Below are 26,012 nucleotides of genomic sequence, written 5' to 3' on the forward strand. Positions count from 1 at the left end.
GAAGGAAGGGGCCCCGGGCCGCCGCCGGGCCGACCGCAGTGTTCGCTTATCTCGTCAGGCGGCTGTTCGCCGTCATCCTGATGATGCTCGTGGTCACCCTGGTGACCTTCTGCATCTTCTTCGCGATCCCCAAGCTCACGGGGTCCGACCCCGCCGCGCTCTACGTCGGGAAGCAGGCGGATCCCGCCGCCATCGAGGGCATCCGGCAGAAACTCGGCCTCTCCGACCCGATCCTCGTGCAGTTCTGGCACTTCGTCTCCGGCATCTTCGCCGGCCGCGACTACACGGGAGGCGGCACCAGCTTCCACTGTGACGTCCCCTGCTTCGGCTACTCCTTCCGCACCGAGCAGGCCATCTGGCCGGTGCTCCAGGACCGGCTGCCCGTCACGCTCTCGCTCGCCGGCGGAGCGTGCGTGGTGTGGCTGCTGGCGGGCGTCACCACCGGCGTCGTCTCCGCCCTCAAGCGGGGCACCGCCCTCGACCGCACCGCGATGACGACGGCCCTGGCCGGTGTCTCGCTGCCGATCTACTTCACGGCGCTGCTGTCGCTGGCGGCCTTCCACTACGGGCTCGGCTGGCTGAGCGCCGACTACGTCGACTTCTCCGACGACCCGGGGGAGTGGTTCGCCAACCTGATCCTGCCATGGGTCACCCTGGCGTTCCTCTACGCGGCCATGTACGCCCGGCTCACCCGGGCCACCATGCTGGAGATCCTGGGCGAGGACTACATCCGCACCGCCCGCGCCAAGGGCCTGAGCGAGCGGGTCGTCATCGGCAAGCACGCCATGCGCTCCACGATGACGCCCATCATCACCATCCTGGGCATGGACCTCGGGGCCCTCGTCGGCGGTGCGATCCTCACCGAGACCGCGTTCAACCTCCCCGGCCTCGGCCAGGCCGCGGTACGGGCCATCGGCGACCGCGACCTGCCGCTGATCCTCGGCGTCACGCTCATCACGGCGACCGCGGTGGTCGTCGCCAACCTCGTCGTGGACCTCCTGTACGCCGTGATCGACCCCCGAGTGAGGCTCTCATGACGACCGTTCCCGACCCGGCCGGCACCTCCGGCCCCCCGGCGAAGAAGACGCCGCGCCTCGCGAAGTCCCGCGACGTCCCGGCCCAGGGGGGCGCCGTGGGCGAGCCCGTGAGCGGCGGCGGGGCGCCCACCGCGTTCCTCGACGTGCGCGACCTGCGCGTCCACTTCCCCACCGACGACGGCCTGGTCAAGTCCGTCGACGGCCTCTCCTTCCAGCTGGAGAAGGGCCGGACCCTCGGCATCGTGGGGGAGTCCGGCTCCGGCAAGTCGGTGACCTCGCTGGGCATCATGGGCCTCCACACCGTCGGCCAGTACGGCCGCCGCAAGGCCAGGATCAGCGGCGAGATCTGGCTGGACGGCACCGAGCTGATGGGTGCCGACCCCGAGCGGGTGCGGCGGCTGCGCGGCCGCGAGATGGCGATGATCTTCCAGGACCCGCTGTCGGCCATGCACCCGTACTTCACCGTCGGCGCCCAGATCGTCGAGGCCTACCGCGTCCACCACGACGTGGACAAGAAGACCGCCCGCAGACGGGCCGTCGAGCTGCTGGACCGCGTCGGCATCCCCCAGCCCGACCGGCGGGTGGACGACTACCCCCACCAGTTCTCCGGCGGCATGCGCCAGCGCGCGATGATCGCCATGGCGCTGGTCAACAACCCCGACCTGCTCATCGCCGACGAGCCGACCACCGCGCTGGACGTCACCGTCCAGGCACAGATCCTCGACCTGATCCGCGACCTCCAGACGGAGTTCGGCTCCGCGGTCATCATCATCACCCACGACCTCGGCGTCGTCGCCGAGCTGGCCGACGACATCCTGGTGATGTACGGGGGGCGCTGCGTCGAGCAGGGGCCGGCCGAGCAGGTCTTCCACGAGCCCCAGCACCCCTACACCTGGGGCCTGCTGGGCTCCATGCCGCGCATCGACCGCGAGCAGACCGAGCGGCTGATCCCGGTGAAGGGCTCCCCGCCCAGCCTGATCAACCTGCCGGCCGGCTGCGCCTTCAACCCGCGCTGCCCCTACGCCGACGTACCCCCGGGCGGCGTCACCCGCACCGAGCGGCCCGAGCTGCGCCTGGTGCCCGGCCGGGAACGGCACCTGTCCGCGTGCCACATGGCGCCACAGGAGCGCACCCGGATCTGGACCGAAGAGATCGCACCGAAGCTGTGAAGGACCACGAGATGACGATCCCCGAGCAGCAGGCGGCACCCGAGGGGGCGGCGCCCCTCCTCACGGTCGAGGGCCTGGTCAAGCACTTCCCGATCACCAAGGGGCTGCTGCGCCGCCAGGTGGGCGCCGTCCAGGCCGTCGACGGCCTCACCTTCGACGTGCGCGCCGGGGAGACCCTGGGCGTGGTGGGGGAGTCCGGCTGCGGCAAGTCCACCATGGGCCGGCTGATCACCCGGCTGCTCGAACCCACCGCCGGGAAGGTGGAGTTCGAGGGCAAGGACATCACCCACCTCGGCGTGGCCGGCATGCGGCCCCTGCGCCGCGACGTACAGATGATCTTCCAGGACCCGTACTCCTCGCTGAACCCCCGGCACACCGTCGGCACGATCGTCGGCGCGCCCTTCCGGCTCCAGGGCATCACCCCCGAGGGCGGGGTGAAGAAGGAGGTCCAGCGGCTGCTGGGGCTGGTGGGCCTGAGCCCCGAGCACTTCAACCGCTATCCGCACGAATTCTCCGGCGGTCAGCGCCAGCGCATCGGCATCGCCCGGGCCCTCGCCCTCAAGCCGAAGCTGGTGGTCGCCGACGAGCCGGTGTCCGCGCTGGACGTGTCGATCCAGGCCCAGGTGGTCAACCTGCTGGACGACCTCCAGCAGGAGATGGGCCTGACCTACGTCATCATCGCCCACGACCTGTCCGTCATCCGGCACGTCTCGGACCGGATCGCGGTCATGTACCTCGGCAAGCTGGTGGAGCTGACGGACCGCACGTCCCTCTACACCACGCCCATGCACCCCTACACCAAGGCGCTGCTCTCGGCCGTGCCCGTGCCCGACCCCAGGCGGCGCGCGAGGCCGGGGGCCGCTCCCGGCGGCGGAGGGAGGATCCTGCTCAAGGGCGACGTGCCCTCACCGATCTCCCCGCCGGCCGGATGCCGCTTCCACACGCGGTGCTGGAAGGCCACCGATGTGTGCAAGCAGCAGGAGCCGCCGCTGCTGGCGCTGCGGACCGGCCATCAGGTGGCCTGCCACCACCCGGAGAACGCCCCCGCACCCGCGGCGCGAGGTGCGGCCACCTGAGAGTCGTGCCAGGCTGGATGCCGTCGTTCGCGGCCACCGACGGCCGGCCGGAACGACGACCACCTCGTAGGGACGTGAGCACGGAAGAAGGGGGAGGGTGCAGAGCCGGCGCGTCTGCCGCCGCACGGCGCTCGCGCGTTCGAAGGGACGGCTCATGGCATTCCCCCGTTCGATACGGAAGCACGGGACCCGCGACGGCCGGGCGCGACGGAGCGGGGCGATACGCACCCCGCTCCCGCGGCGGATATCCGTCCGGCTCCTCGCCCTCCTCACGGCGGCCGCCTCCACCTGGGTGATGTCCCCCGCGCCCGCCCCCTCCCTCGCCGCCCTCCCCGAGGCCGGCCTGCCGGGCGTCGGCGACTCCTACTTCCCCGGCCTCGGCAACGGCGGCTTCGACGTCCGCCACTACGACCTCGACGTCCGCTACGCCCCCGACAGCGGCCGGCTCGACGGACGCACCACCATCACCGCGCGGGCCACCCGCCCGCTCTCCTCCTTCGACCTCGACCTCCAGCGCCTGGACGTCGCCTCGGTCGAGGTGAACGGCATACCGGCGGGCTTCCGCCGCGACGGCGACGAACTGCGCGTGCACCCCGTCATCCCGCTGCCGAAGGGCCGCACCTTCACCACGACCGTGACCTACGGCGGCGTGCCCGAGCCGCTCGGCGGCCCCGTCGTCTTCGGCTCCCGGTACGGCTGGATGAAGACCAAGGACGGCGCCTTCGTGGCGTGCGAGCCGAACGCGGCCTCCACCTGGTTCCCCTCCAGCGACCACCCCTCCGACAAGGCCACCTTCGACATCCGCATCAGGGCTCCCAAGGGCCTCACCGCCATCTCCAACGGCCGGCTGCTCGCCACCTCCGCCCACGGCGCCACCACCGTCACCCACTGGCGGGAGAACAAGCCCATGGCCCCCTACCTGGCCACCGCGACCATCGGGAAGTTCGACGTCAAAAGGGGCACCACCCCCGGCGGCACCCCCCTCTACGTGGCCACCGACCCCACGCTGGCCGCCGGCAAGCTCGACATGTACGCGCTGACCGCCGAGGCCACCGACCACTGGTCGCGGGTCTTCGGCCCGTACCCCTTCGAGGAGACCGGCGCGATCATCGACGACGTGCCCCAGGCGGACTTCTCGCTGGAGGCCCAGACCAAGCCCCTCTTCTCGGCCGTGCGGGACGAGTCGACCGTCGTCCACGAGCTGGCCCACCAGTGGTTCGGCGACTCCGTGTCGGTCGAGCGGTGGAAGGACATCTGGCTCAACGAGGGCTTCGCCACCTACGCCGAATGGCTGTGGGACGAGCACAAGGGCCGCAAGAGCGCCCACCAGTCCTTCCTGGAGGCCTACGACCTGCATCACGCCGACGACCCCTTCTGGAAGGTCGTCGTCGCCGACCCGCAGCGGGAGACCATGCTCTCCCGGGCCGTCTACTACCGGGGCGCCATGACCCTCCAGATGCTGCGCGAGCGGATCGGCGACCGGGCGTTCTTCCGGCTGCTGCCCCGGTGGACGAAGCTCCACCGGCACGGCAACGCCCGCACCGCCCAGTTCACCGCCCTCGCCGAGGCCGTGTCCCACAAGGACCTCGGGGACCTCTTCACGACCTGGCTCCACACCCCCGGCAAGCCCGCGCTGCCCGGGCGCTGAGCGGGACCCTGTCCGGGGAGCGAGACGGATTGTCAGGGACACCGCCCGCGACGAGTAAGAATGTCGCGTGCTCACCGATCTGTTCAGCCCCACCGTCCAGCACTCGCTGGACATCGCAGGGATCTTCGTCTTCGCGATCTCCGGTGCCCTGCTCGCCGTCCGCAAGAACTTCGACGTCTTCGGCATGGCGGTGCTCGCGGAGGTCACGGCACTGGGCGGCGGCCTGTTCCGGGACCTGATCATCGGGGCCGTGCCGCCCGCGGCCTTCACCGACCTCGGCTACTTCGTCACGCCGCTGGTCGCGACCGCGATCGTCTTCTTCCTCCACCCCGAGGTCGAGCGCATCACCAAGGCCGTCGGCGTCTTCGACGCCGCCGGCCTCGGCCTCTTCTGCGTCGCCGGCACCGTCAAGGCCTACGGACACGGGCTCGGCCTCACCTTCGCCGCCACCCTCGGCCTCGCCACGGCGGTCGGCGGCGGCGTGCTGCGCGACATACTCGCCCACGAGGTGCCCTCGCTGCTGCGCTGGGACCGGGACCTCTACGCGGTCCCGGCCATGGTCGGCGCCACCATGGCCGCGCTGCTCATCCGCTACGACTCGCTCAACATCACCACCAGCATGCTGTCCGCGGCGACCGCGTTCGTCCTGCGGCTGCTGGCCATGCGCTACAACTGGCGCGCCCCGCGCGCCTGGCACCGGCGCAGCGCGGCCAGCGAAGAGGCCTGAGCCCTCCCGGCCTCAGACCTCGCGGCCCAGCCACGCGGCCAGCCGCGTGTACGCGTCCGCACCCTCGGGCGCCTGCCGGACCGGCTCGAACGGCACCCCCTCGCCACGCCGCTCCGCGGGCAGCGCCCGGTGCGCCCACTCCAGCGCGTACTCCGCCAGGTCCTGGTCCAGCGGGAGCGGGTCGCCGAGGGCCCGGGACAGGTCCCAGGTGTGCGCGACCGTCTCCAGCACGCCCCCCGACGCGAGGAAGGCCCGGCCCGGCATCGTGCCCCACGGCACGACCACCGGCACGTCCAGCTTCGCGTCGTCCGCCCAGGCGGCCACCAGCCGGGCGCGGGCCTCGTCGTAGGCCTTCGCCCAGCCGTCGTCCGGCACGCCCGTGACCGGGGCCAGATCCGTGTCCCGCCCCGTCTCGCCGAGCGCGGCACCGGCCCGGACACCGCTGACGAGGTGCGCGAGCAGGGCGCGCACGTCGAAGCCCTCGCACGGGGTCGGGGCGTCCAGGCCGCCGGCGGGAACGGCCGCGACGAGCGCGGCCACCTGGTCGGCGGCGCGGGCGTACAGGGGGCGCGGGTCGCTCGCGGCGTCCAGCGGGCGGGTCGTCTTCGCGTCCATGGAAAGGTCCTCCGGTCAGTGGTCTCCGTGGTCCGACGCGGCTGATCATGCGTGGATAACCTGACACCTGCCGTCAGGTTTTCCCCGGCACGTCCATCGGAGGGTCCACGGCCGTGAAGTCCGACCGCCTGCTGTCGATACTGCTGCTGCTCCAGACCCGGGACCGGGTGCCCGCCGCCGACCTGGCCAAGCGCCTCGAAGTGTCCGTGCGCACCGTCTACCGCGACGTCGAAGCGCTCTCCGCCGCCGGCGTGCCCGTCTACGCCGAGCGCGGCCGCCACGGCGGCATCCGGCTGCTGCCCGGCTTCCGTACGGACGTCACCGGGCTCACCGCGGACGAGGCCCGTGCCCTCTTCGTGCTCGCCGCCCAGGGCACGCACTCCGCCCTCGGCCTGGACGGCGCCTTCGGCTCCGCGCTGCGCAAGGTGATGGCCGCCCTGCCCGCCGCCCACCGGCCCGCCGCCGAGGCGACCAGCCGCCGCATCCTCGTCGACCCGGTCCGCTGGATGGGCGGCCCCGCCCCCGCGGCCGGCCTCGGCGAGTTGCACACCGCCGTCTTCACCGACCGCCGGCTGCGGCTGCGCTACCGCCACGGCGGGACGACGGAACCCCGCGCGTACACCGTCGACCCCTACGGCCTCGTGGCCAAGGCGGGCGTCTGGTACCTGGTCGCCGACCGCAGCGGCCGGCCGCGGCTCTTCCGCGCCGACCGGGTGGCCGCCGCGGAGCTCACCGACGAGCCGGTGCGCCGCCGGCCGGGCGTGGAACTCGCGGACGTGTGGGACGAGCTGCGCCGGGAGGTCGAGGAGCGGCCGGCGGACGTGCGGGTCACCGCCCGGGTGCGGCGCTCGCGCCTCGACCTGTTCGTCCGCCTCCACGGCTCCCAGCTCACCGGACCGCCCTCCGCCGGAGATCCGGCCGTCGTGGAGCTCGCGGTGCCCGAGATCCGCTCGGCCCGGCCGCTGCTGGCCTTCGGGGCGGACGTGGAGGTGGTCTGTCCCCAGGAGGTCCGCGAGGACCTGGCGCAGGTGGCGGCGGCGATCGTCGAGCGGTACGCGACGGAGGGGGCGGGCGGGCCGCCGGCCTGAGCGGCGGCGGTCACGCCCGGGTCAGCCGGCGTCCGCCCGCGGCGCGCTCCCGTCCGGCAGCGGCAGCAGGCCGCGCTCGGCGAAGACCTTCTTCGCGACGTACGTCGCGTTGAGCGCCTTCGGGAAGCCGCAGTAGGCGGCGGAGTGCAGCAGGGCCTCCACCACCTGCTCCGGGCTCAGCCCGACGTTGAGCGCGGCGTTGACGTGCACCTCCAGCTGCGGCTCGCAGCCGCCCAGCGCGGTCAGCATGCCGAGGGTGACCAGCTGGCGGTCGCGCGGCGCCAGCTGGGGCCGGGCGTAGATCTCGCCGAAGCCCCAGGACACCACCTGCCGGCCCAGCTCGGGGGAGACGTCGGCCAGGGAGTCCACCGCCTTCTGGCCGCCCTCGCCGACGACCTGCCGGAGCATCTCCATGCCCCGGTCGAAGGAGGTCCGGCCGGACGGGCCGGCCGTCGTGTTCTCGTCGTTCGTGTCGCTCATGACCCGACCGTACGAGCTGGAGTGCGCTCCAAGGCAAGGACCGCGCGTCCACGGCTGGGAACGCCCCGTACGGTCCCGCACCCGGCCTCGTAGAATCGTGCCCACCATGGCCTACCTCGACCACGCCGCCACCACCCCGATGCTTCCGGAGGCGGTGCAGGCGATGACCGCCCAGCTGCCCCTCGCCGGAAACGCCTCCTCGCTGCACGCCGCCGGGCGGCGCGCGCGCCGCACCGTCGAGGAGGCGCGCGAGTCGCTCGCCGCGTCGCTCGGCGCGCGCCCCAGCGAGGTGGTCTTCACCGCGGGCGGCACCGAAGCCGACAACCTCGCCGTCAAGGGCCTCTTCTGGGCCCGCCGGGCCGCCGACCCGGCCCGCACGCGCGTGCTGGCCAGCCCCGTGGAGCACCACGCCGTGCTCGACGCCGTCGATTGGCTCGCCACCCATGAGGGGGCGACCGTCGAGTACCTGCCGGTCGACTCCTACGGGCGGGTGCACGCCGACGCGCTGCGCGAGGCCATCGCCCGCAACCCCGACGACGTCGCCCTGGCCACCGTGATGTGGGCGAACAACGAGATCGGCACGGTCATGCCGGTGCGCGAACTGGCCGACGTCGCCGCCGAGTCCGGGGTGCCGCTGCACTCCGACGCGGTGCAGGCCGTCGGTCAGCTGGACGTCGGCTTCGCCGCGTCCGGGCTCGCCGCGATGACCGTCAGCAGCCACAAGATCGGCGGCCCGTACGGCGTGGGCGCCCTGCTGCTGGGCCGCCAGTACGCGCCCGTGCCGCTGCTGCACGGCGGCGGCCAGGAGCGGCACGTGCGCTCCGGGACGCTGGACGTGCCCGCCATAGCCGCCTTCGCGGTCGCGGGGACGCTGGCCGCCGAGCGGCGCGAGGCGTTCGCGCGCGAGGTGGGCGCCCTGCGCGACGAGCTGATCGCGGGCGTCCGCGCGGCCGTGCCGGACGCGGTGCTCGGCGGCGACCCCGACCCCGCGGGCCGGCTGCCCGCCAACGCCCACTTCTCCTTCCCTGGCTGCGAGGGCGACTCCCTGCTGCTGCTGCTGGACGCCCGGGGCATCGAGTGCTCCACGGGCTCGGCCTGCACGGCCGGCGTCGCCCAGCCCAGCCACGTGGTGCTGGCGACGGGCACGGACCCGGAGCTGGCCCGGGGGACGCTGCGCTTCTCCCTGGGGCACACGTCGACGCGCGACGACGTCGCCGCGGTCGTCGAGGCGATCGGCCCGGTGGTGGAACGGGCGCGGACGGCGGGCCTGAGCTAGGGGCACCGCCCCGGACGGGGGCGCCTCCCGGCGGTGGCAGGGGAAGGAAAGGCCCCGCCGCAGCGGACCCGTACCCTGGTAGGGCTATGACTGACTTCCCTGGTGCACCTTCCGGTCCCCGCGACGGCCGTCGCCTCCGCGTGCTCGCCGCCATGTCCGGCGGCGTCGACTCCGCCGTCGCCGCGGCCCGCGCCGTCGAAGCCGGCCACGACGTGACCGGCGTGCACCTCGCGCTGTCCGCGAACCCCCAGTCCTTCCGCACCGGCGCCCGCGGCTGCTGCACCATCGAGGACTCCCGGGACGCCCGCCGCGCCGCGGACGTCATCGGCATCCCCTTCTACTGCTGGGACCTCGCCGAGCGCTTCCGTGAGGACGTCGTCGAGGACTTCGTCGCGGAGTACGAGGCCGGCCGCACCCCCAACCCCTGCCTGCGCTGCAACGAGAAGATCAAGTTCGCGGCGCTGCTGGACAAGGCCCTCGCGCTCGGCTTCGACGCGGTCTGCACCGGTCACTACGCCACGGTCGTGGTGAACGACGACGGCACGCGCGAGCTGCACCGCGCCTCGGACATGGCCAAGGACCAGTCCTACGTGCTGGGCGTGCTGGACGAGCGGCAGCTGGCCCACGCGATGTTCCCGCTGGGCGACACGATCACCACCAAGGACCAGATCCGCGCGGAGGCGGAGCGACGCGGCCTGGCCGTGGCGAAGAAGCCCGACAGCCACGACATCTGCTTCATCGCCGACGGCGACACCCAGGGCTTCCTGGCCAAGCGCCTCGGCAAGGCGGAGGGCGACATCGTCGACGAGTCCGGCACCAAGCTCGGCACCCACGAGGGGGCCTACGGCTTCACCATCGGCCAGCGCAAGGGCCTGCGCATCGGTCACCCGGCCGCGGACGGCAAGCCGCGCTACGTCCTGGACATCTCCCCGGTGAACAACACGGTGACGGTGGGCCCGGTGGAGGCGCTGGACGTGACGGCCCTGACGGCGATCAAGCCCCGCTGGTGCGGCGTGGCCCCCGAGGGCCCCGGCACGTACACGGCCCAGCTGCGCGCCCACGGCGGCGAGACCGAGGTGACGGCCGAGCTCGTCGGCGACGAACTCCACGTCCGCTTCACCGAGCCGGTGCGCGGCGTGGCCCCGGGCCAGGCGATCGTCCTCTACGACGACACGCGTGTGGTCGGCTCGGCGACGATCGCGGCGACGGAGCGGGCCGCGGCCGTCCGCTAGGACCGAACATGGGAGAGCGGGGGCGCGTCGCGCGCCCCCGCTCTCCCATGCCGGACCCTCCGCCTCAGAACGAGGCGGCCGTCCGCGTCACGGTCGGGATCTCGCAGCGCACCGTGCCCGACGTGCCCGGCTTGGGGACGTACGGAGTGGAGACGTCGAGGGTGTCGGTCTTGCCCGGACCCACCGACGGGATCGACGGGTTGCGGGTGGCCAGCAGCGCGCGGTCGGGACCGTAGAACTTCACCGTCAGACGGTAGTCGTACCGCGTGGCGCTGCTGTTGGTCGCCTGCACCTTGGCCGTGATGCCGAGGCGGTCGCTGTACGAGCAGCTGAGGATCTTGATGTCGCTCATGGCGCTGCCGCTGCCGCCGCCGCTCGAACCCAGCACGGAGGAGCTCCCCGACGAGGAGTCGCCCGTCGTGCCGGACGTGGTGCCGGACGACGTGCCGCTGCCGGTGGTGCCGCCGGTGGTCGAGCCACCGCTCGTCGTACCGCCGAACGTGCCGCTGGAGGAGTCCCCTCCAGTGGTGCTGCCGCCCGAGGTGGAGCCGCCCGAGGAGGAGTGGCTGCTGCTGTGGCTGGACCCGCCGCAGCTGCCGCCGTGGTGACCGCGGGCTCCGGTCAGGGCGACGACGCAGATACCGAAGATGGCGGCCGCGCGGACATGACGAAGCTTCACGCTGATGACTCCCCCGATGAAGTGGCTTGTTTTCGCCGTGGATTGACGAGCGCACGTCACGCTAACAACGCCCTTACACGGCGCCAAATCGAGGAGCTTTCTGTAACGCGGTCGCGACGGAACGGGTTCCGAACCGGGACCCGTGCTGGCCGAAAACAGGGCATAGAGCCCGACTCCGCGAGGAGCGGGCCCCGTGACCTCAGCCCGTCGTGCGCTCCACGCCGGCGACCTCGCACTTGACGCCGCCCGTGGAGGCGCCCGCCTTGGGGGCGTACGGGGTCGCGATGTCGAGCGTGTCGGTGCGGCCGGGGCGGACGAACGGCATGGACGGCGTCTGGGTGGCCAGGGCGGTGCCGTCCGGCGCCGTGAACTTCACGGTGACCTTGTAGCTGTAGGTCGCCGTCGCGCTGCTGTTGGTGGCGCTCAGCTGGGCCGTGACGCCCTGCTTGCCGGCGTAGGCGCAGTCGGAGACCTTGACCTCCCGCAGCGCCTCGCGGGCGGCGTCCGCGCTGGTCGCGGTGTCGGCGGCGGGCGTGGCGGCGGAGCCGGAGTCCTGTTCGGCCGACTGCCCGCCGCAACCGCTTGTTCCGGCGAGGGCGACGAGGGCGATTCCGGATATGGCGGCGGTGCGGATGTGGCGAAGCTTCACTGTGGCACTCTCGGTGAAATGGCTGGGAATCGGACCGTTTTGGACTTTCGGTGTCTAGCCGACGGGTCCGCTGGGGGGCGGCCCGGCCACGCTAGACAGTGCTCGCGGCCGTGGCCATACCGCCGGTAACACCGTGACGTAGTCGCGACCCAACAGATCCCGAACCCTGATCAGGACTGGTCTAAACCAGCGCATAGTGTCCGGGTCGCGCCGCCGCGGCGTACCGTGGCGCCCATGAACGTCACCGTCTTCTGCTCCGCCGCCGACCTCGACGAGCGCTACACCGGACCCGCCCGCGAGTTCGCCGCGCTCATCGGCAAGGGCGGGCACACCCTGGTGTGGGGCGGCTCGGAGTCGGGGCTGATGAAGGTGATGGCCGACGGCGTGCAGGAGAACGGGGGACGGCTGGTGGGCGTCTCCGTGGAGTTCCTCGCCGCCAAGGCCCGCAAGAACGCCGACGAGATGGTGGTGGCCAAGGACCTCGCCGAGCGCAAGGCGCAGCTGCTGGCGCGCGGTGACGCCGTCGTCGTGATGGTCGGCGGGACGGGGACGCTGGACGAGGCGACCGAGATCCTGGAGCTCAAGAAGCACGGTCTGCACGACAAACCCGTGGTGCTGCTGAACGCCGCCGGCTTCTACGACGGGCTCAAGCAGCAGTTCCAGCGCATGGAGGACGAGGGCTTCCTTCCGCTGCCCCTGACCGCACTGGTGTTCTTCGCCGAGGACGCCGTCGGGGCCATGGCCTACCTCGAGGAGTCCGCGGGCACCTCCTAGGGCAAGCTGGGGGCATGGCAACACATGTGATCACCGGCTCCGGATCCGGCATCGGCGAGGCCGTCGCCGAGCGACTGCACGCACGGGGCGACGAGCTGTGGCTCGTCGCGCGCGACGCCGGCCGGGCCAAGGAGCTGGCCGGGCGGTTCCCCGGCGCCCGCACGCTCGTCGCCGACCTGGAGAACCCCGACCGGCTCTCCTGGGCGCTGGGCCACCAGACGCTGCCGGACCGCGTCGACTCGCTGCTGCACGTCGCGGGCGTCGCGGACCTCGGCCCGGTCGGCGAGCTGACCCCGAAGACCTGGAACCGCACGCTCGCCGTCAACCTGGTCGCGCCCGCCGAGCTGACCCGCCTGCTCCTGCCCCAGCTCCGGGTGTCGAACGGCCACGTGGTCTTCGTCAACTCCGGTGCCGGGCTGCGCGCCAACGCCGAGTGGGGGGCGTACGCGGCCAGCAAGCACGGGCTCAAGGCGCTCGCCGACTCCCTGCGCGCCGAGGAGCACACCAACGGCGTCCGGGTCACCAGCGTCTACCCGGGCCGGGTGGCCACGCCCATGCAGGCGAAGGTGCACCAGCACGAGCGCAAGGACTACGAGCCGGGCAAGTGGATCGACCCGCAGTCCGTCGCGGCGACCGTGCTGCTGGCGGTGGACCTGCCGCGCGACGCCGAGATCCACGACCTGTCGGTGCGCCCGGGGCATTCGGGCGGCTGAGGGCACCACCTGCGGCGCACGCCCCGGGGCCCGCGGCGCCCGCGGTCTCGTACCCTTCCTGAGTGAGCGAGACGAACACGTTCAAGGACTGGGACGCCGGGGTCGCCACGGGCATCGGGTCGATGCCCGGGGGAGACGCCCGGGAGGCCGCGAAGACCGTCACCGGGTCACTGGAGTCACTGCCGTACCTACCGGAGCTGCCCGCCCGCGGTCCCGGCGCGGACATGATCGGCCGGACCGCCGGGCTGCTGGTGGAGGTCTTCGCGCACGTGGAGCCCAGCGGCTGGCGCATCAGCGACCGGCCGGGGCGCGACACGCGTCGCGCCCGGTCCTGGCTCGGCGAGGACCTCGACGCGCTCGAGGAGTTCACGCAGGGGTACGGGGGCCCGCTGAAGGTCTCGGCCGTCGGGCCGTGGACGCTCGCGGCCGCGCTGGAACTGCGCGGCGGTGAGGCCGCGCTGAGCGACGCCGGGGCGTGCCGGGACCTGACCGCCTCGCTGGCCGAGGGGCTCCGCGCCCACCTCGCCGAGGTGCGGCGCCGGGTGCCGGGCGCGCGGATCGTGCTCCAGCTGGACGAGCCGTCGCTGCCCGCGGTGCTGCGCGGCCAGGTCCGTACGGCCAGCGGTTACCGCACCCACCGGGCGGTGGACCGGGCCGTGGTCGAGGGCGCGCTCAGGGACCTGGCCGCGGTGGCGGGGGAGACCCCGGGCGGGGCGCTGGTCGTTCACTCGTGCGCCCCCGGAGTGCCGTTCGCGCTGCTGCGGCACGCGGGGGTCGCCGGGGTGTCGTTCGATTTCTCGCTGCTCACCGAGCGTGAGGACGACGCGATCGGTGAGACCGTCGAGGCGGGCACCAAGCTGTTCGCTGGCGTGGTGCCCGGCACGGACGGCCCGTTGTCAGACCCTGCCGGTAGCGTCATGGGTGTCAGGACGCTGTGGCGCAGGCTGGGGCTGTCGCCGGGGACCCTCGCGGAGTCCGTGGTGATCACTCCTTCGTGCGGGCTCGCGGGCGCTTCGCCCGCCTATGCCCGTGCGGCCCTCGCGCACTGCGTCCGGGCGGCGAAATCACTCGCAGACAACCCTGAGTGACGGCGCTCATGGATCAACGGGAGGACGAGACGGTGGCTGTCGAACAGCGAGGCGACGAGCTCGAAGGGCTCGCGGCCCAGGCGGCGGTGCCCGCCGAGGCGCGGGAGAAGCACGCTCTGCTGGCCGAGCAGGTCGAGGAGCACCGCTTCCGGTACTACGTCAAGGACCGTCCCGTCATCAGCGACGCGGAGTTCGACAAGCTGCTGCGCTCGCTGGAGGCCCTGGAGGAGACGTATCCGCCGCTGCGCACCCCGGACTCGCCCACCCAGAAGGTCGCGGGGGCCTACGAGACGGAGTTCACGGCCGTCGAGCACCGCGAGCGCATGCTCTCCCTCGACAACGCCTTCGACGACGAGGAGCTGGCCGCCTGGGCCGACCGGCTGGTCAAGGAGGTCGGCGGCACGCCGTACCACTACCTGTGCGAGCTGAAGGTCGACGGCCTCGCCGTCAACCTCACCTATGAGAACGGCCGCCTCGTCCGCGCCGCCACCCGCGGCGACGGGCGCACCGGCGAGGACATCACGCCCAACGTGCGCACCATCTCCGGGGTGCCCGAGCGGCTCAAGGGCGAGCGCGTCCCCGCGTTCGTCGAGGTCCGCGGCGAGGTCTACTTCCCCACGGAGAAGTTCGAGGAGCTGAACGCCCGTCTGGTCGAGGCCGGCAAGCCGCCCTTCGCCAACCCGCGCAACGCGGCGGCCGGTTCGCTGCGCCAGAAGGACCCCAAGGTCACCCGCTCCCGCCCGCTGTGCATGGTGGTGCACGGCGTCGGCGCCCGCGAGGGCTTCGACATCGACCGCCAGTCGCAGGCGTACGAACTGCTGCGCGAATGGGGTCTGCCGACCGCCGCGCACGCCCGGGTCGTCGACAGCCTGGACGACGTCCGCGCCTTCATCGCCCACCACGGCGACCCGGACGTCCGCCACTCGATGGAGCACGAGATCGACGGCGTCGTCGTCAAGCTCGACGAGATCCCCCTCCAGGGCCGCCTCGGCTCCACCTCGCGCGCCCCCCGCTGGGCCATCGCCTGGAAGTACCCCCCCGAGGAGGTCAACACCAAGCTGGTGGACATCCGCGTCGGCGTCGGCCGCACGGGCCGGGTGACGCCCTACGCCGTGGTCGAGCCGGTCACGGTCGCGGGCTCGGAGGTGGAGTTCGCCACCCTGCACAACCAGGAGGTCGTCAAGGCCAAGGGCGTCCTCATCGGTGACACGGTCGTGCTGCGCAAGGCCGGTGACGTCATCCCCGAGATCCTCGGGCCGGTCGTGGACCTCCGCGACGGCACCGAACGGGAGTTCGTCATGCCCGCGGAGTGCCCCGAGTGCGGGGCCGGGCTGCGCCCGATGAAGGAGGGGGACATCGACCTCCGGTGCCCCAACGCCCGGTCCTGTCCGGCACAGTTGCGTGAGCGAATCTTCTACCTGGCCGGCCGCAAGGCGCTGGACATCGAGGCCCTCGGCGAGGAGACGGTCCGGGCGCTGACCGCGCCGGACGAGGGGCCCCGGGTGCTGACGAGCGAGGCCGACCTGTTCGACATCAAGGTCGAGGACCTGCGCGACGTCAAGATGTGGCGCCGTGACACCCGAAAGGGTGCCTCCGAGGACGACCGCGTCCTCGCGCCCTACTTCTACGGCCAGCCCAAGACGGTGGGCCGGGGCGAGGAGAAGCGGACCCTGGAGGCGCAGCCCAAGGAGAACACCAACAAGCTGATCGCCGAGCTGGAGAAGGCCAAGGAGAAGCCGCTCTCCCGCGTCCTGACCGGCCTTTCCATCCGTCACGTCGGTCCCGTCGCCGCGGTCGCGCTGGCCCGTGAGTTCCGCTCGATCGAGCGGATCGCCGAGGCGGGCGAGGAGGAGCTGGCCGCCGTCGAGGGCGTCGCCGCGACCATCGCCGCCTCCGTCAAGGAGTGGTTCGCGGAGGACTGGCACCGTGAGATCGTGGCGAAGTGGAAGGCCGCCGGCGTCCGGATGGAGGAGGAGGCCGGCGAGGACGAAGGCCCGCGACCGCTGGCCGGACTCACCGTCGTCGTCACCGGTACGCTCACCGGCTACACCCGTGACGCCGCCAAGGACGCGCTGCAGAGCCGGGGAGCGAAGGTGACCGGTTCGGTGTCGAAGAAGACGGACTTCGTGGTGGTGGGTGACAACCCCGGTTCGAAGTACGACAAGGCGATGCAGCTGAAGGTCCCGGTGCTGGAGGAGGAGGGCTTCACCGCACTCCTGAACGAAGGCCCGGAGGCGGCGCGCGAGAAGGCCGTGCCCCAGGAGGCCACCCCAGCGGAGTAATGCCCGCATAGTCAGTGGGCATTACCCCTACAGCGCGTACCAGATGGCTGCAGAAGGCCGGATCGCATTCGGGCAACCGCTGCCGATCGCTGCCCGCCGTAGCCTTCTGCGGCCTACTGTTGAGATGTGCGCCTGCCGTGGCGCGGGCACCGCCGGCTGTGAGAGGGACGGGCATGAAACCCACCGACAGCGCCGAACCGGCATCGCGGTTGCGCCGGCTATCCCCGCCCGCGCTGCCGACGGTCTGCGTGGCCCTGGCCGTACTGGCACTCGCCGCCGGGACCTTCCGCGCCGTCGGCACGGGCCGGGCGCTCTTCCCCGGCCAGGCCGCCGGCTGGGCCCTCGCGACGCTCACCGCGCTCATCGTCGCCCATCTCGTCGCCCTCGGACGCGACCGCTGGTGGGGCGGCACCGGCTCCGGCGCCGCCCTCACCCTGGCCGTCCTGCTGCTCTACGGCTGGCTCCCGTCCGTGCTGATCAGCATCGCGGTGGTGGCCCTCGTGGCCACCGCCCGCCGGCACCGCTGGCGGCAGGCGTTACTCCACGGCGCGGTCGACATCCTCGGCATCGCCGCCGCCGGCCTCGCCCTGGCCGGCTGGGGGATCCACGCCAGCGTCGAGAACCCCTGGCTGCCCGACACGTGGCGGCTGTCGGCCGCCCCGAAGATCGCCCTCGCCGCCTTCCTCTACCTCGCCGTCACCCGCGCCCTGCTCTGGTACTCCGTGGCCCCGCGCGCCGCCCTCACCAGCATCGCCCGCACCGCCCTCATGCGGCAGGCCCTCGTCGGCGGGGCCCTGCTGGGCATCGCCCCGCTCATCGCCGTCGTCGCGGACCACGCGCCGCTGCTCCTGCCCCTCTTCGCGGTCCCCCTCGTCGCCCTGGACTCCACCCTCTGGATAGCGCGCGCCCGCGCCGAGGAACAGCTGCGCGACCCCCTCACCGGGCTGCCCAACCGTCAGTGGCTGCTGGAGCGCACCTGGACCGCCCTGGACGAGGCCGAGCAGGCCGGCGTGCGGGCCGCGCTCGTCCTGATCGACCTCGACCGCTTCCGGTCCGTCAACGACACCCTCGGGCACCTCGCCGGCGACCGGCTGCTCCTGCAAATAGCGGAACGGCTGCGGCTCGCCCTCCCGCGCGACGCGGAGGCCGCCCGGCTCGGCGGGGACGAGTTCGCCGTGCTGCTGCCCGTCGCGGACTCCCTCACCAGCGCCCAGCGCGTGGCCCGCGCACTCGTCGCCGACCTCGGCTCGCCGCTCGACCTCGACGGGCTCACCCTCGTCCTGGAGGCCAGCGCTGGCGTCGCCGTCTACCCCGACCACGCGCTCGACGCCGAGGGCCTGCTGCGCCGCGCGGACGTGGCGATGTACCAGGCCAAGCGGGACCGCAGCGGCGTCGAGGTCTACGAGGCCCGCCGCGACGGCAACACCCCCGACCGGCTCGGCCTGTTGGGCGATCTGCGCCGGGCGCTGGACGCCGGCGAGGTCGAGCTGCACTACCAGCCCAAGGTCGCCTTCGACGGCCACGTCGAGGGCCTGGAGGCCCTGGTCCGCTGGGTCCACCCGGAGCGGGGCCGGGTCTCGCCGGACGAGTTCATCGCCATCGCCGAGTCCTCCGGCCTGATGCCCCGGCTGACCGAGTACGTCCTGGAGACCGCCCTGTGCCAGGTGGCCAAGTGGCGCGCCATGGGCCTGGAGGTGCCGGTGGCGGTCAACGTCTCGCCCCGCGACGTCCACACCCCCGGCTTCGCCGGCTCGGTCGCCGCGCGGCTCGCCCGGCACGGCGTCCCCGCCGGGGCGCTCCAGCTGGAGATAACCGAGCACGTCCTGCTGGAGGACCCCCAGCGGGCGGCCGACACCCTCGCCGGCCTCACCGGCCACGGCGTGAAGATGTCCCTCGACGACTTCGGCACCGGCTACTCCTCCCTGGTCCACCTGCGCCGCCTCCCGGTCAGCGAACTCAAGATCGACCGCTCCTTCGTCGCCCGGCTGGCCATCGACAACGAGGACGCGGAGATCGTCCGCTGCACGCTCGACCTCGCCCATTCCCTGGGCCTGGTCGTCGTCGCGGAGGGCGTCGAGGACGACGAGACCTGGGAGCGCCTGCGCGACCTGGGCTGCGACGCGGTCCAGGGCTGGCTCGTCGCCGCGGCGATGCCGCCCGACGAGACCACGGCCTGGCTGCGCCTGCGCGAGTCCGGCTGGCACCGGGAGGGCCCGCCCGTCCCGGTGGCCCCGGCCCCCGCGGCGGCCCCCGCCCCGGCGACGGAGGAAGCGGACCAGCCGGTGACGTAGCCGGGGTGCCCGGCCCGGGCCGTGTCCCGCTCCGGGGCCCGGCGGGGCGGCGCCGGCCGGGCCGCCGCGCCCCCGGAAAGGGCCCGCGCGGCGGCCCTGCGGAAACCGTTGCGCGGGCACACGGCCCTGAGCCATAGGATTGGGGCGAACCTATACACCCACCCTTGAGGATCGCTGCATGCCTGGCATCACGCGCGAGGAGGTCGCTCACCTCGCCCGGCTGTCACGTCTGGAGCTGAAGGCGGAAGAGCTCGACCACTTCGCCGAACAGCTCGACGTGATCATCGGCGCGGTCGCCCGCGTTTCCGATGTGGCCGACGAGGACGTACCGCCGACCTCCCACCCGCTGCCCCTGACCAACGTCATGCGGGCGGACGAGATCCGCCCGTCGCTGACCCCCCAGCAGGCGCTCTCCGGCGCCCCCGCACAGGAGCAGCAGCGTTTCAAGGTGCCGCAGATCCTGGGGGAGGACTGATCCCGATGACTGAGATCATCAAGCTCACCGCCGCCGAGATCGCCGAGAAGGTCGCCTCCGGCGAGCTCACGGCCGTCGAGGTCACCGAGGCCCACCTGGCCCGCATCGAGGCCGTCGACGAGAAGGTGCACGCCTTCCTGCACGTCGACCGCGAGGGCGCGCTCGCGCAGGCCCGCGAGGTCGACGCCAAGCGGGAGCGCGGCGAGAAGCTCGGCCCGCTGGCCGGCGTCCCGCTCGCGCTGAAGGACATCTTCACCACCAAGGGGATCCCGACCACCGTCGGCTCCAAGATCCTCGAGGGCTGGATCCCGCCGTACGACGCGACGCTCACCAAGCGCCTGAAGGACGCGGACGTCGTCATCCTCGGCAAGACCAACATGGACGAGTTCGCCATGGGGTCCTCCACCGAGAACAGCGCCTTCGGCCCGACCGGCAACCCCTGGGACCTCACCAAGATCCCCGGCGGCTCCGGCGGCGGCTCCTCGGCCGCCCTCGCCTCCTACGAGGCCCCGCTGGCCATCGGCACGGACACCGGCGGCTCCATCCGCCAGCCCGCCGCCGTCACCGGCACCGTCGGCGTCAAGCCGACCTACGGCGCGGTCTCCCGCTACGGCATGGTCGCCTTCTCGTCCTCCCTCGACCAGGGCGGTCCCTGCGCCCGCACGGTCCTGGACGCCGCCCTGCTGCACGAGGTCATCGCCGGTCACGACCCGCTCGACTCGACCTCCATCGACGCCCCGGTCCCGCCGGTCGTCGAGGCGGCGCGCAACGGCGACGTCAAGGGCATGCGCGTCGGCGTCGTCAAGCAGTTCCGGGGCGAGGGCTACCAGCCCGGCGTGCTCCAGCGCTTCGACGAGTCCGTGGAGCTCCTCAAGGAGCTCGGCGCCGAGGTCGTCGAGGTGGACTGCCCGTCCTTCGACCTGGCGCTCGCCGCGTACTACCTGATCGCGCCGTCCGAGTGCTCCTCCAACCTGGCCCGCTTCGACGCCATGCGCTACGGCCTGCGGGTCGGCGACGACGGCACGCGGTCGGCCGAGGACGTCACCGCCCTCACCCGTGAGGCCGGCTTCGGCCCCGAGGTCAAGCGCCGCGTCATGCTGGGCACCTACGCCCTCAGCTCCGGCTACTACGACGCGTACTACGGCTCGGCGCAGAAGGTCCGCACCCTGATCACCCGGGACTTCGAGAAGGCGTTCGAGCAGGTCGACGTGCTGGTCTCGCCGACCACCCCGACCACCGCCTTCGCGATCGGCGAGCGCGCCGACGACCCGATGGCGATGTACCTCGCCGACCTGTGCACCATCCCGACCAACCTGGCGGGCAACGCGGCCATGTCGCTGCCGTGCGGCCTCGCCCCGGAGGACGGGCTGCCGGTGGGGCTGCAGATCATCGCCCCCGCCATGGCCGATGACCGGCTCTACCGGGTCGGTGCCGCGGTCGAGGCCGCGTTCACCGCCCGGTGGGGACACCCGCTGCTGGAGGAGGCACCGTCGCTGTGAGCAACGACAAGCAGAGTGCGCTGAAGAAGGCCAAGGGCTTCAAGAAGTCCAAGGCCGGTACGTACCTGTCCATCGGCACGACGCTGTTCGGCGCGATCAGCGTCGTCAAGCAGGCCAAGAAGGCGCGCGGCGAGCAGGACACGCTCCAGCTCGTCGACGCCGTCGTCTCCGCCGCCGCCATCGCCACCGGCGTCGCCCTGCTCGTCCGCGAGCTGCGCCGCATGAACAGCGACGACGTCCTCGCGGGCTGAGCCGGGACTTGAGAGGTTAGTTTTCCGTGACCGTCACTGAACTGGTGTCGTACGAGGAGGCGCTTGCCACCTTCGAGCCCGTCATGGGCCTCGAGGTGCACGTCGAGCTCGGCACCAAGACCAAGATGTTCTGCGGGTGCGCCACCGAGCTGGGCGCCGAGCCCAACTCGCAGACGTGCCCCACCTGCCTCGGCCTGCCCGGCTCCCTGCCGGTCGTCAACGGCACCGCCGTCGAGTCGGCCGTGAAGATCGGCCTGGCGCTGCACTGCGAGATCGCCGAGTGGTGCCGCTTCGCCCGGAAGAACTACTTCTATCCGGACATGCCGAAGAACTTCCAGACCTCGCAGTACGACGAGCCGATCGCCTTCAACGGCTACCTGGACGTCCAGCTGGAGGACGGCGAGGTCTTCCGCGTGGAGATCGAGCGCGCCCACATGGAGGAGGACACCGGCAAGTCCACGCACGTGGGCGGCGCCACCGGCCGCATCCACGGCGCCCGGCACTCCCTGCTGGACTACAACCGCGCCGGCATCCCCCTCATCGAGATCGTCACCAAGCCGATCACCGGTGCGGGCGAGCGCGCCCCCGAGGTCGCCAAGGCGTACGTCGCCGAGCTGCGCGAGCTCATCAAGGCGCTCGGCGTCTCCGAGGCCCGCATGGAGATGGGCCAGATGCGCTGCGACGTCAACCTCTCGCTGATGCCCAAGGGCAGCGAGAAGTTCGGCACGCGCTCCGAGACGAAGAACGTCAACTCGCTGCGTTCGGTCGAGCGGGCGGCGCGCTTCGAGATCCAGCGCCACGCGGCCGTGCTGTCCTCCGGCGGCACGATCGTCCAGGAGACCCGTCACTTCCACGAGGAGGACGGCTCCACGACCTCGGGCCGGATCAAGGAGGAGGCGGAGGACTACCGCTACTTCCCCGAGCCGGACCTGGTGCCGGTGGCCCCCTCCCGCGAGTGGGTCGAGGAGCTGCGGGGCACCCTGCCCGAGCTGCCGCGCGTGCGCCGCAACCGGCTGCGCGAGCAGTGGGGCGTCTCCGAGCACGACATGCAGTCGATCCTCAACGCGGGCGCGGTCGACCTGATCGTCGCCACGATCGAGGCCGGCGCCGACGCCGCCTCCGCCCGCAAGTGGTGGATGGGCGAGCTGGCGCGCCGGGCCAACGAGGCCGGCAGCGACCTCGCCGCCCTGGAGATCACCCCGGAGCAGGTCGCCCGGGTGTGCGCGCTCGTCGCCGAGGGCTCCCTCAACGACAAGCTGGCCCGCCAGGTCATCGAGGGCGTGCTCGCGGGTGAGGGCGGCCCGGACCAGGTCGTCGAGGCGCGCGGCCTGAAGGTCGTCTCGGACGAGGGCGCGCTGGGCACGGCCGTGGACGAGGCCATCGCGGCCAACGCCGCCATCGCCGACAAGATCCGCTCCGGCAAGGTCGCGGCGGCGGGTGCGCTCGTCGGCGCGGTCATGAAGGCCACGCGCGGCCAGGCCGACGCGGCCCGCGTGCGTGAGCTGATCCTGGAGAAGCTCGGCGTCGAGGGCTGATCCCCCGCCGTCCGGCAGTCGTGGCCGCCCCTGTTCGCGGGGGCGGTCATTGTCGTACCACCGGCTGTCGTATGACCGGCCCGGGCCGGTCAGCCGCGCGCGGTTCCGGTTAGCCCGAGTCGGCCTGAATTCCCCCGTACGCCCCCCACGCCCCGAAACGGTCCGGCATGATCCCGGCAGCGGGCCCGGTCCACGCGCCCGCAGTCGAGCTGGGGGTAGCAATGCGACGGTTGGGTACGAAGGTGGCCGCGCTCCTGCTGGCGGGCGCGGGGCTGACGCTGGCGGTGCCGGGGACGCTGGGGACGGCCTCGGCGGCCGGCTCCCCCACCGCGGCCGCGGCGGGCTGCACGGCGGGCTGGGGAAGCCTGCCCAAGGTCAGCACCGAGACCGACTACAAGCCGCTCAGGGACATCAGAACGGGCCGGCACGCCTGCTACGACCGCATGGTCCTCGACGTCCTCGGCCCGGACGCCCACGGCCCCATCGGCTACCGCGTCGGCTACGTCGAGGCGATGCACCAGGACGGCTCAGGCGACGTCGTCCCCGTCGGCGGCGGCGCGATCCTCGACGTGCGGGTGGCCGCGCCCGCCTACGACCCCCGCACCGGCCAGGCCACCTACGACGGCCGGGCCCGGCAGCCGCTGCCGGACGTCGACCTCTCCGGCTACCGCACCTTCCAGGACACCCGCTTCGGCGGCAGCTTCGAGGGCGTCAGCCAGGTCGCTCTCGGCGTCCGCGGCCGGCTGCCGTTCCGGGTGTTCCAGTGGGGCAACCACCTCGTGGTGGACGTCGCCCACAGCTGGCGGGGCTTCCGCTGAGCGACGGTCCGGCACCGACCGTGAGACCGGCTGAGGCGCCTCTTCCCGTCCCCTTTGTGGCGTAACCCACAAAGGGGACAAAGGATCTTTTCCGGCTGCCACAGTAGGTCGGCAGGGGCCCGGCACGGGCCCTCTTCTGCCCAGTTGCTCAGCGGTCGAACCACGGGTCCTCCCGGCGAGAACGACGCGATACCCGGGATTGCGGCCCATGACCTCACTTGCCCGGTGGTGCCTGCGCCGCCGTTTCGCCGTCATCGTTCTCTGGCTCCTCGCGCTCGCGGGCACCGCAGCGGCCGCCACCTGCGCCGGCAAGACCTACACCGACGACTACGCCGTCCCCGGCACCGAATCCACCCGGGCCACCGCCCTGCTGGAGAAGGCGTTCCCCGGCGAGGGCGGCGACGACAAGATCGTCTGGCACACCGACCGGGGCACCGTGCGCGCCGCGGTCGTCGAGCAGCGCATGACCGCCACCCTGCGCGAGATCGCCCACCTGCCCGGCGTCGACTCCGTGACCAGCCCCTACGGCAGCGAGGGCGCCCACCAGATCAGCCGGGACCGGCACACCGCCTACGCCTCCGTGGCCTTCGCGAGCGCGACCGGCGACCCCGACAAGGCCCAGGTGAAGCGGGTCGTCGACACCGCCCGCGCGGCCTCGGACGACAACCTCGCGGTCGCCCTCGGCGGCACCGGCGTCGGCGCGGCCGAAGCCCCCGGCGGACACCTCAGCGAGATCATCGGTGTGGCCGTGGCCGCCGTGGTCCTCCTCGTCGTCTTCGGCTCCCTCGCCGCCAGCCTCCTGCCCATCGCCACCGCCCTCGTCGGCGTCGGCACGGCCTCGATGGGCACCGTCCTGCTCGGCCACGTCATGAACGTCGCCGAGTTCGCGCCCATGCTGGGCACGCTCATCGGCCTCGGCGTCGGCATCGACTACGCCCTGTTCATCGTCACCCGGCACCGCAAGGGCCTGCGCCAGGGGCTGCCCGTGGCGATCGCGGCGGAGCGGGCCGTGGCCACGACGGGCCGCGCCGTGGTCTTCGCCGGCGGCACCGTGTGCGTTGCCCTGCTCGGCATGCTCATCCTGCGGCTCGGCTTCCTCAACGGGGTCGCGATCGCCGCCTCGCTGACCGTCGTCCTCACCGTCGCCGCCTCCGTCACCCTGCTGCCCGCGCTGCTCGGCGTCATCGGCGACCGGGCCCTCAGCCGCCGCGAACGCCGCCGCCTCGCGCTCGGTCCCCGCCCCGAGGCCCCGGCCGGCCTCGCCGCGCGCTGGGCCGCGTTCGTCGAGCGCCACCCCAAGCTGCTGGGCGCGGCCGCCGCCACCGTCATGCTGACCCTGGCCCTGCCGACGCTCTCGCTCCACCTCGGCACGTCCGACCAGGGCAACAGCCCGGCCTCCAGCACCACCCGCCAGGCCTACGACATGCTCGCCGAGGGCTTCGGCCCCGGCGTCAACGGGCCGCTCACGCTCGTGGCCCCGCTCGACGGAGCCGCCGACCGGCTCGCCTTCAACCGGCTGCCCGACACGCTCCGGCACATCCCGGGCGTCGCCGCCGTCACCCCCTCCGCGCTGAACGCGAGCGGCGACGCCGGCGTCATCACCGTCGTCCCCATGACCTCCCCGCAGTCGGCCGCCACCAGCGAGCTCGTCGAACGGCTCCGCACCAGCGTGCTGCCCAGGGCCACCGGCGGCACCGGCCCGACCGTCCACGTCGGCGGCATGACCGCGGGCTACGACGACTTCGCCGGCGTCATCCTCGGCAAGCTGCCGCTGTTCGTCGGAACGGTCGTCGGACTCGGGTGCGTCCTGCTGCTCCTGGCCTTCCGGAGCATCGGCATACCGCTGAAGGCGGCGGCGATGAACCTCGCGGCCGTCGCCTCCTCCTTCGGCCTGATCGTCGCGGTCTTCCAGTGGGGCTGGGGCAGCGAGACGCTCGGCCTGGGCGCGGCCGGACCCGTCGAGCCGTTCCTGCCCGTGGTGATGGTCGCGGTGCTCTTCGGCCTGTCGATGGACTACCAGGTCTTCCTGGTCAGCAGGATGTACGAGGAGTGGCTGGCCACGCGCGACAACCGGCGGGCCGTCCGGGTCGGCCTGGCCGAGACCAGCCGTGTGATCAACTCCGCTGCGATCATCATGATTTCGGTGTTCCTCGCGTTCGTGCTCAGCGGCGACCGCGTGATCGCGATGTTCGGCATCGGGCTGGCCGCGGCGGTGGCGCTCGACGCCTTCGTCCTGCGCACGCTGCTGGTGCCGGCGCTCATGCACATGCTGGGCGGCGCGAACTGGTGGCTGCCGGGCTGGCTGGAGCGGTGGCTGCCGCGGATCAGCATCGAGCCGGCGGAGCACGCGCCGCTGCCGCCGCCCGTCGCGGCGCCGGTCCCGCCGGTGCCCGCCCGGGTGTGAGCCCCCGCCCCGTCCCTTCCCGGGGCCGGGCCCGGCGGCGTCAGCTCCGCCGCGGCCGGATCACCACGTGTCCCGACTCCAGGTCGATGGGGCCCGCCCCGGGGTCGCCGTCCCCCACGTCGTCACGGACGAGTTCGAGCCGGTTGCGCTCCTCCTCCGTGTGCTCCCGCCCCGGTGCGAACAGTTCCTCGATCACGTTGAACATC

At 72.8% G+C, this 26,012-nt stretch carries 25 protein-coding genes; 20 read left to right on the forward strand and 5 right to left on the reverse strand.

Annotation, left to right across the window (positions count from 1 at the left end; translation table 11 throughout):
• Positions 1-38 precede the first annotated feature (38 nt).
• The 5 genes from CYQ11_RS22230 (at position 39) to CYQ11_RS22250 (ending at position 5,657) form a co-directional block, all read left to right on the forward strand.
• Positions 39-1,037 (forward strand): ABC transporter permease, encoded by a 999-nt coding sequence (locus CYQ11_RS22230; RefSeq protein ID WP_099201077.1) that lies wholly within the window; start codon positions 39-41, stop codon positions 1,035-1,037.
• Entirely contained in the window at positions 1,034-2,206 is a 1,173-nt protein-coding gene (locus CYQ11_RS22235; protein WP_240003560.1) for an ABC transporter ATP-binding protein, read from the forward strand. Before CYQ11_RS22230 ends, CYQ11_RS22235 begins: the two co-directional genes overlap by 4 nt.
• An 11-nt stretch (positions 2,207-2,217) precedes the next feature.
• Positions 2,218-3,282 (forward strand): ABC transporter ATP-binding protein, encoded by a 1,065-nt coding sequence (locus CYQ11_RS22240; RefSeq protein ID WP_099201647.1) that lies wholly within the window; start codon positions 2,218-2,220, stop codon positions 3,280-3,282.
• Between the two features lie 154 nt (positions 3,283-3,436).
• Positions 3,437-4,930, forward strand: a complete 1,494-nt coding sequence (locus CYQ11_RS22245) for a M1 family metallopeptidase (protein WP_099201645.1) — start codon at positions 3,437-3,439, stop codon at positions 4,928-4,930.
• 67 nt (positions 4,931-4,997) lie between these two features.
• Complete coding sequence (locus CYQ11_RS22250; protein ID WP_099201076.1) at positions 4,998-5,657, forward strand: trimeric intracellular cation channel family protein; 660 nt, start codon at positions 4,998-5,000, stop codon at positions 5,655-5,657.
• 12 nt (positions 5,658-5,669) lie between these two features.
• On the opposite strand, the gene CYQ11_RS22255 is transcribed toward CYQ11_RS22250, so the two are convergent.
• The gene (locus CYQ11_RS22255) at positions 5,670-6,272 is read right to left on the reverse strand and encodes a TIGR03086 family metal-binding protein (protein WP_099201075.1); all 603 of its coding nucleotides are present in this window, start codon (positions 6,270-6,272) and stop codon (positions 5,670-5,672) included.
• Between the two features lie 113 nt (positions 6,273-6,385).
• Here CYQ11_RS22255 and CYQ11_RS22260 point away from each other — a divergent pair, with 113 nt between their 5' ends.
• The gene (locus tag CYQ11_RS22260) at positions 6,386-7,360 is read left to right on the forward strand and encodes a helix-turn-helix transcriptional regulator (RefSeq protein WP_099201074.1); all 975 of its coding nucleotides are present in this window, start codon (positions 6,386-6,388) and stop codon (positions 7,358-7,360) included.
• A gap of 21 nt (positions 7,361-7,381) precedes the next feature.
• Here the strand turns inward: CYQ11_RS22260 and CYQ11_RS22265 are convergent, their stop codons facing one another.
• On the reverse strand, positions 7,382-7,840 hold the full coding sequence (locus tag CYQ11_RS22265) for a carboxymuconolactone decarboxylase family protein (protein ID WP_099201073.1): 459 nt from the start codon (positions 7,838-7,840) through the stop codon (positions 7,382-7,384).
• Between the two features lie 106 nt (positions 7,841-7,946).
• On the opposite strand from CYQ11_RS22265, the gene CYQ11_RS22270 reads away from it, so the two are divergent.
• A complete protein-coding gene (locus CYQ11_RS22270) occupies positions 7,947-9,116 on the forward strand; it encodes a cysteine desulfurase family protein (RefSeq protein ID WP_099201072.1) in 1,170 nt (389 codons plus the stop codon).
• 86 nt (positions 9,117-9,202) lie between these two features.
• Positions 9,203-10,348, forward strand: a complete 1,146-nt coding sequence (mnmA, locus tag CYQ11_RS22275; RefSeq protein ID WP_099201071.1) for a tRNA 2-thiouridine(34) synthase MnmA — start codon at positions 9,203-9,205, stop codon at positions 10,346-10,348.
• A 64-nt stretch (positions 10,349-10,412) separates the two neighbouring features.
• On the opposite strand, the gene CYQ11_RS30425 is transcribed toward mnmA, so the two are convergent.
• Positions 10,413-10,700, reverse strand: coding sequence for a hypothetical protein (locus CYQ11_RS30425; RefSeq protein WP_240003559.1), 288 nt, complete (start codon positions 10,698-10,700; stop codon positions 10,413-10,415).
• Here CYQ11_RS30425 and CYQ11_RS30430 point away from each other — a divergent pair.
• Positions 10,690-10,956 (forward strand): hypothetical protein, encoded by a 267-nt coding sequence (locus CYQ11_RS30430; protein ID WP_240003558.1) that lies wholly within the window; start codon positions 10,690-10,692, stop codon positions 10,954-10,956. The two genes, CYQ11_RS30425 and CYQ11_RS30430, sit on opposite strands and share 11 nt — an antisense overlap.
• Positions 10,957-11,226: 270 nt before the next feature.
• On the opposite strand, the gene CYQ11_RS22285 is transcribed toward CYQ11_RS30430, so the two are convergent.
• On the reverse strand, positions 11,227-11,676 hold the full coding sequence (locus CYQ11_RS22285; RefSeq protein WP_099201069.1) for a hypothetical protein: 450 nt from the start codon (positions 11,674-11,676) through the stop codon (positions 11,227-11,229).
• Between the two features lie 234 nt (positions 11,677-11,910).
• Between CYQ11_RS22285 and CYQ11_RS22290 the strand changes: the two genes are divergently transcribed.
• The 11 genes from CYQ11_RS22290 (at position 11,911) to CYQ11_RS22345 (ending at position 25,806) form a co-directional block, all read left to right on the forward strand.
• Positions 11,911-12,450 carry an LOG family protein gene (locus tag CYQ11_RS22290; protein ID WP_099201068.1) on the forward strand — a complete coding sequence of 180 codons (540 nt, stop codon included), beginning with the start codon at positions 11,911-11,913 and terminating at the stop codon, positions 12,448-12,450.
• Positions 12,451-12,464: 14 nt separating this feature from the next.
• Entirely contained in the window at positions 12,465-13,163 is a 699-nt protein-coding gene (locus tag CYQ11_RS22295) for an SDR family oxidoreductase (protein ID WP_099201067.1), read from the forward strand.
• Positions 13,164-13,225: 62 nt separating this feature from the next.
• Positions 13,226-14,251 carry a methionine synthase gene (locus CYQ11_RS22300; RefSeq protein ID WP_240003557.1) on the forward strand — a complete coding sequence of 342 codons (1,026 nt, stop codon included), beginning with the start codon at positions 13,226-13,228 and terminating at the stop codon, positions 14,249-14,251.
• An 8-nt stretch (positions 14,252-14,259) separates the two neighbouring features.
• Positions 14,260-16,533 (forward strand): NAD-dependent DNA ligase LigA, encoded by a 2,274-nt coding sequence (ligA, locus tag CYQ11_RS22305; protein ID WP_104651083.1) that lies wholly within the window; start codon positions 14,260-14,262, stop codon positions 16,531-16,533.
• A 173-nt stretch (positions 16,534-16,706) separates the two neighbouring features.
• On the forward strand, positions 16,707-18,824 hold the full coding sequence (locus CYQ11_RS22310) for a putative bifunctional diguanylate cyclase/phosphodiesterase (protein ID WP_099201066.1): 2,118 nt from the start codon (positions 16,707-16,709) through the stop codon (positions 18,822-18,824).
• A 178-nt stretch (positions 18,825-19,002) separates the two neighbouring features.
• Positions 19,003-19,299: an Asp-tRNA(Asn)/Glu-tRNA(Gln) amidotransferase subunit GatC gene (gene gatC, locus CYQ11_RS22315; protein ID WP_099201065.1), complete on the forward strand. Its 297-nt coding sequence runs from the start codon at positions 19,003-19,005 to the stop codon at positions 19,297-19,299.
• 5 nt (positions 19,300-19,304) lie between these two features.
• A complete protein-coding gene (gene gatA / locus CYQ11_RS22320; RefSeq protein WP_099201064.1) occupies positions 19,305-20,798 on the forward strand; it encodes an Asp-tRNA(Asn)/Glu-tRNA(Gln) amidotransferase subunit GatA in 1,494 nt (497 codons plus the stop codon).
• On the forward strand, positions 20,795-21,049 hold the full coding sequence (locus tag CYQ11_RS22325) for a hypothetical protein (RefSeq protein ID WP_099201063.1): 255 nt from the start codon (positions 20,795-20,797) through the stop codon (positions 21,047-21,049). Before gatA ends, CYQ11_RS22325 begins: the two co-directional genes overlap by 4 nt.
• A 26-nt stretch (positions 21,050-21,075) precedes the next feature.
• Positions 21,076-22,584, forward strand: a complete 1,509-nt coding sequence (gatB, locus tag CYQ11_RS22330; RefSeq protein ID WP_099201062.1) for an Asp-tRNA(Asn)/Glu-tRNA(Gln) amidotransferase subunit GatB — start codon at positions 21,076-21,078, stop codon at positions 22,582-22,584.
• A 221-nt stretch (positions 22,585-22,805) separates the two neighbouring features.
• A complete protein-coding gene (locus CYQ11_RS22340) occupies positions 22,806-23,402 on the forward strand; it encodes an AMIN-like domain-containing (lipo)protein (RefSeq protein WP_181143749.1) in 597 nt (198 codons plus the stop codon).
• Between the two features lie 208 nt (positions 23,403-23,610).
• Positions 23,611-25,806 carry an MMPL family transporter gene (locus CYQ11_RS22345; RefSeq protein WP_099201060.1) on the forward strand — a complete coding sequence of 732 codons (2,196 nt, stop codon included), beginning with the start codon at positions 23,611-23,613 and terminating at the stop codon, positions 25,804-25,806.
• A gap of 40 nt (positions 25,807-25,846) precedes the next feature.
• Here the strand turns inward: CYQ11_RS22345 and CYQ11_RS29705 are convergent, their stop codons facing one another.
• Positions 25,847-26,011 carry a DUF6191 domain-containing protein gene (locus tag CYQ11_RS29705; protein ID WP_181143750.1) on the reverse strand — a complete coding sequence of 55 codons (165 nt, stop codon included), beginning with the start codon at positions 26,009-26,011 and terminating at the stop codon, positions 25,847-25,849.
• Position 26,012: the final 1 nt, after the last annotated feature.

It is taken from the genome of Streptomyces cinnamoneus (assembly GCF_002939475.1).
Lineage (GTDB): Bacteria > Actinomycetota > Actinomycetes > Streptomycetales > Streptomycetaceae > Streptomyces > Streptomyces cinnamoneus_A.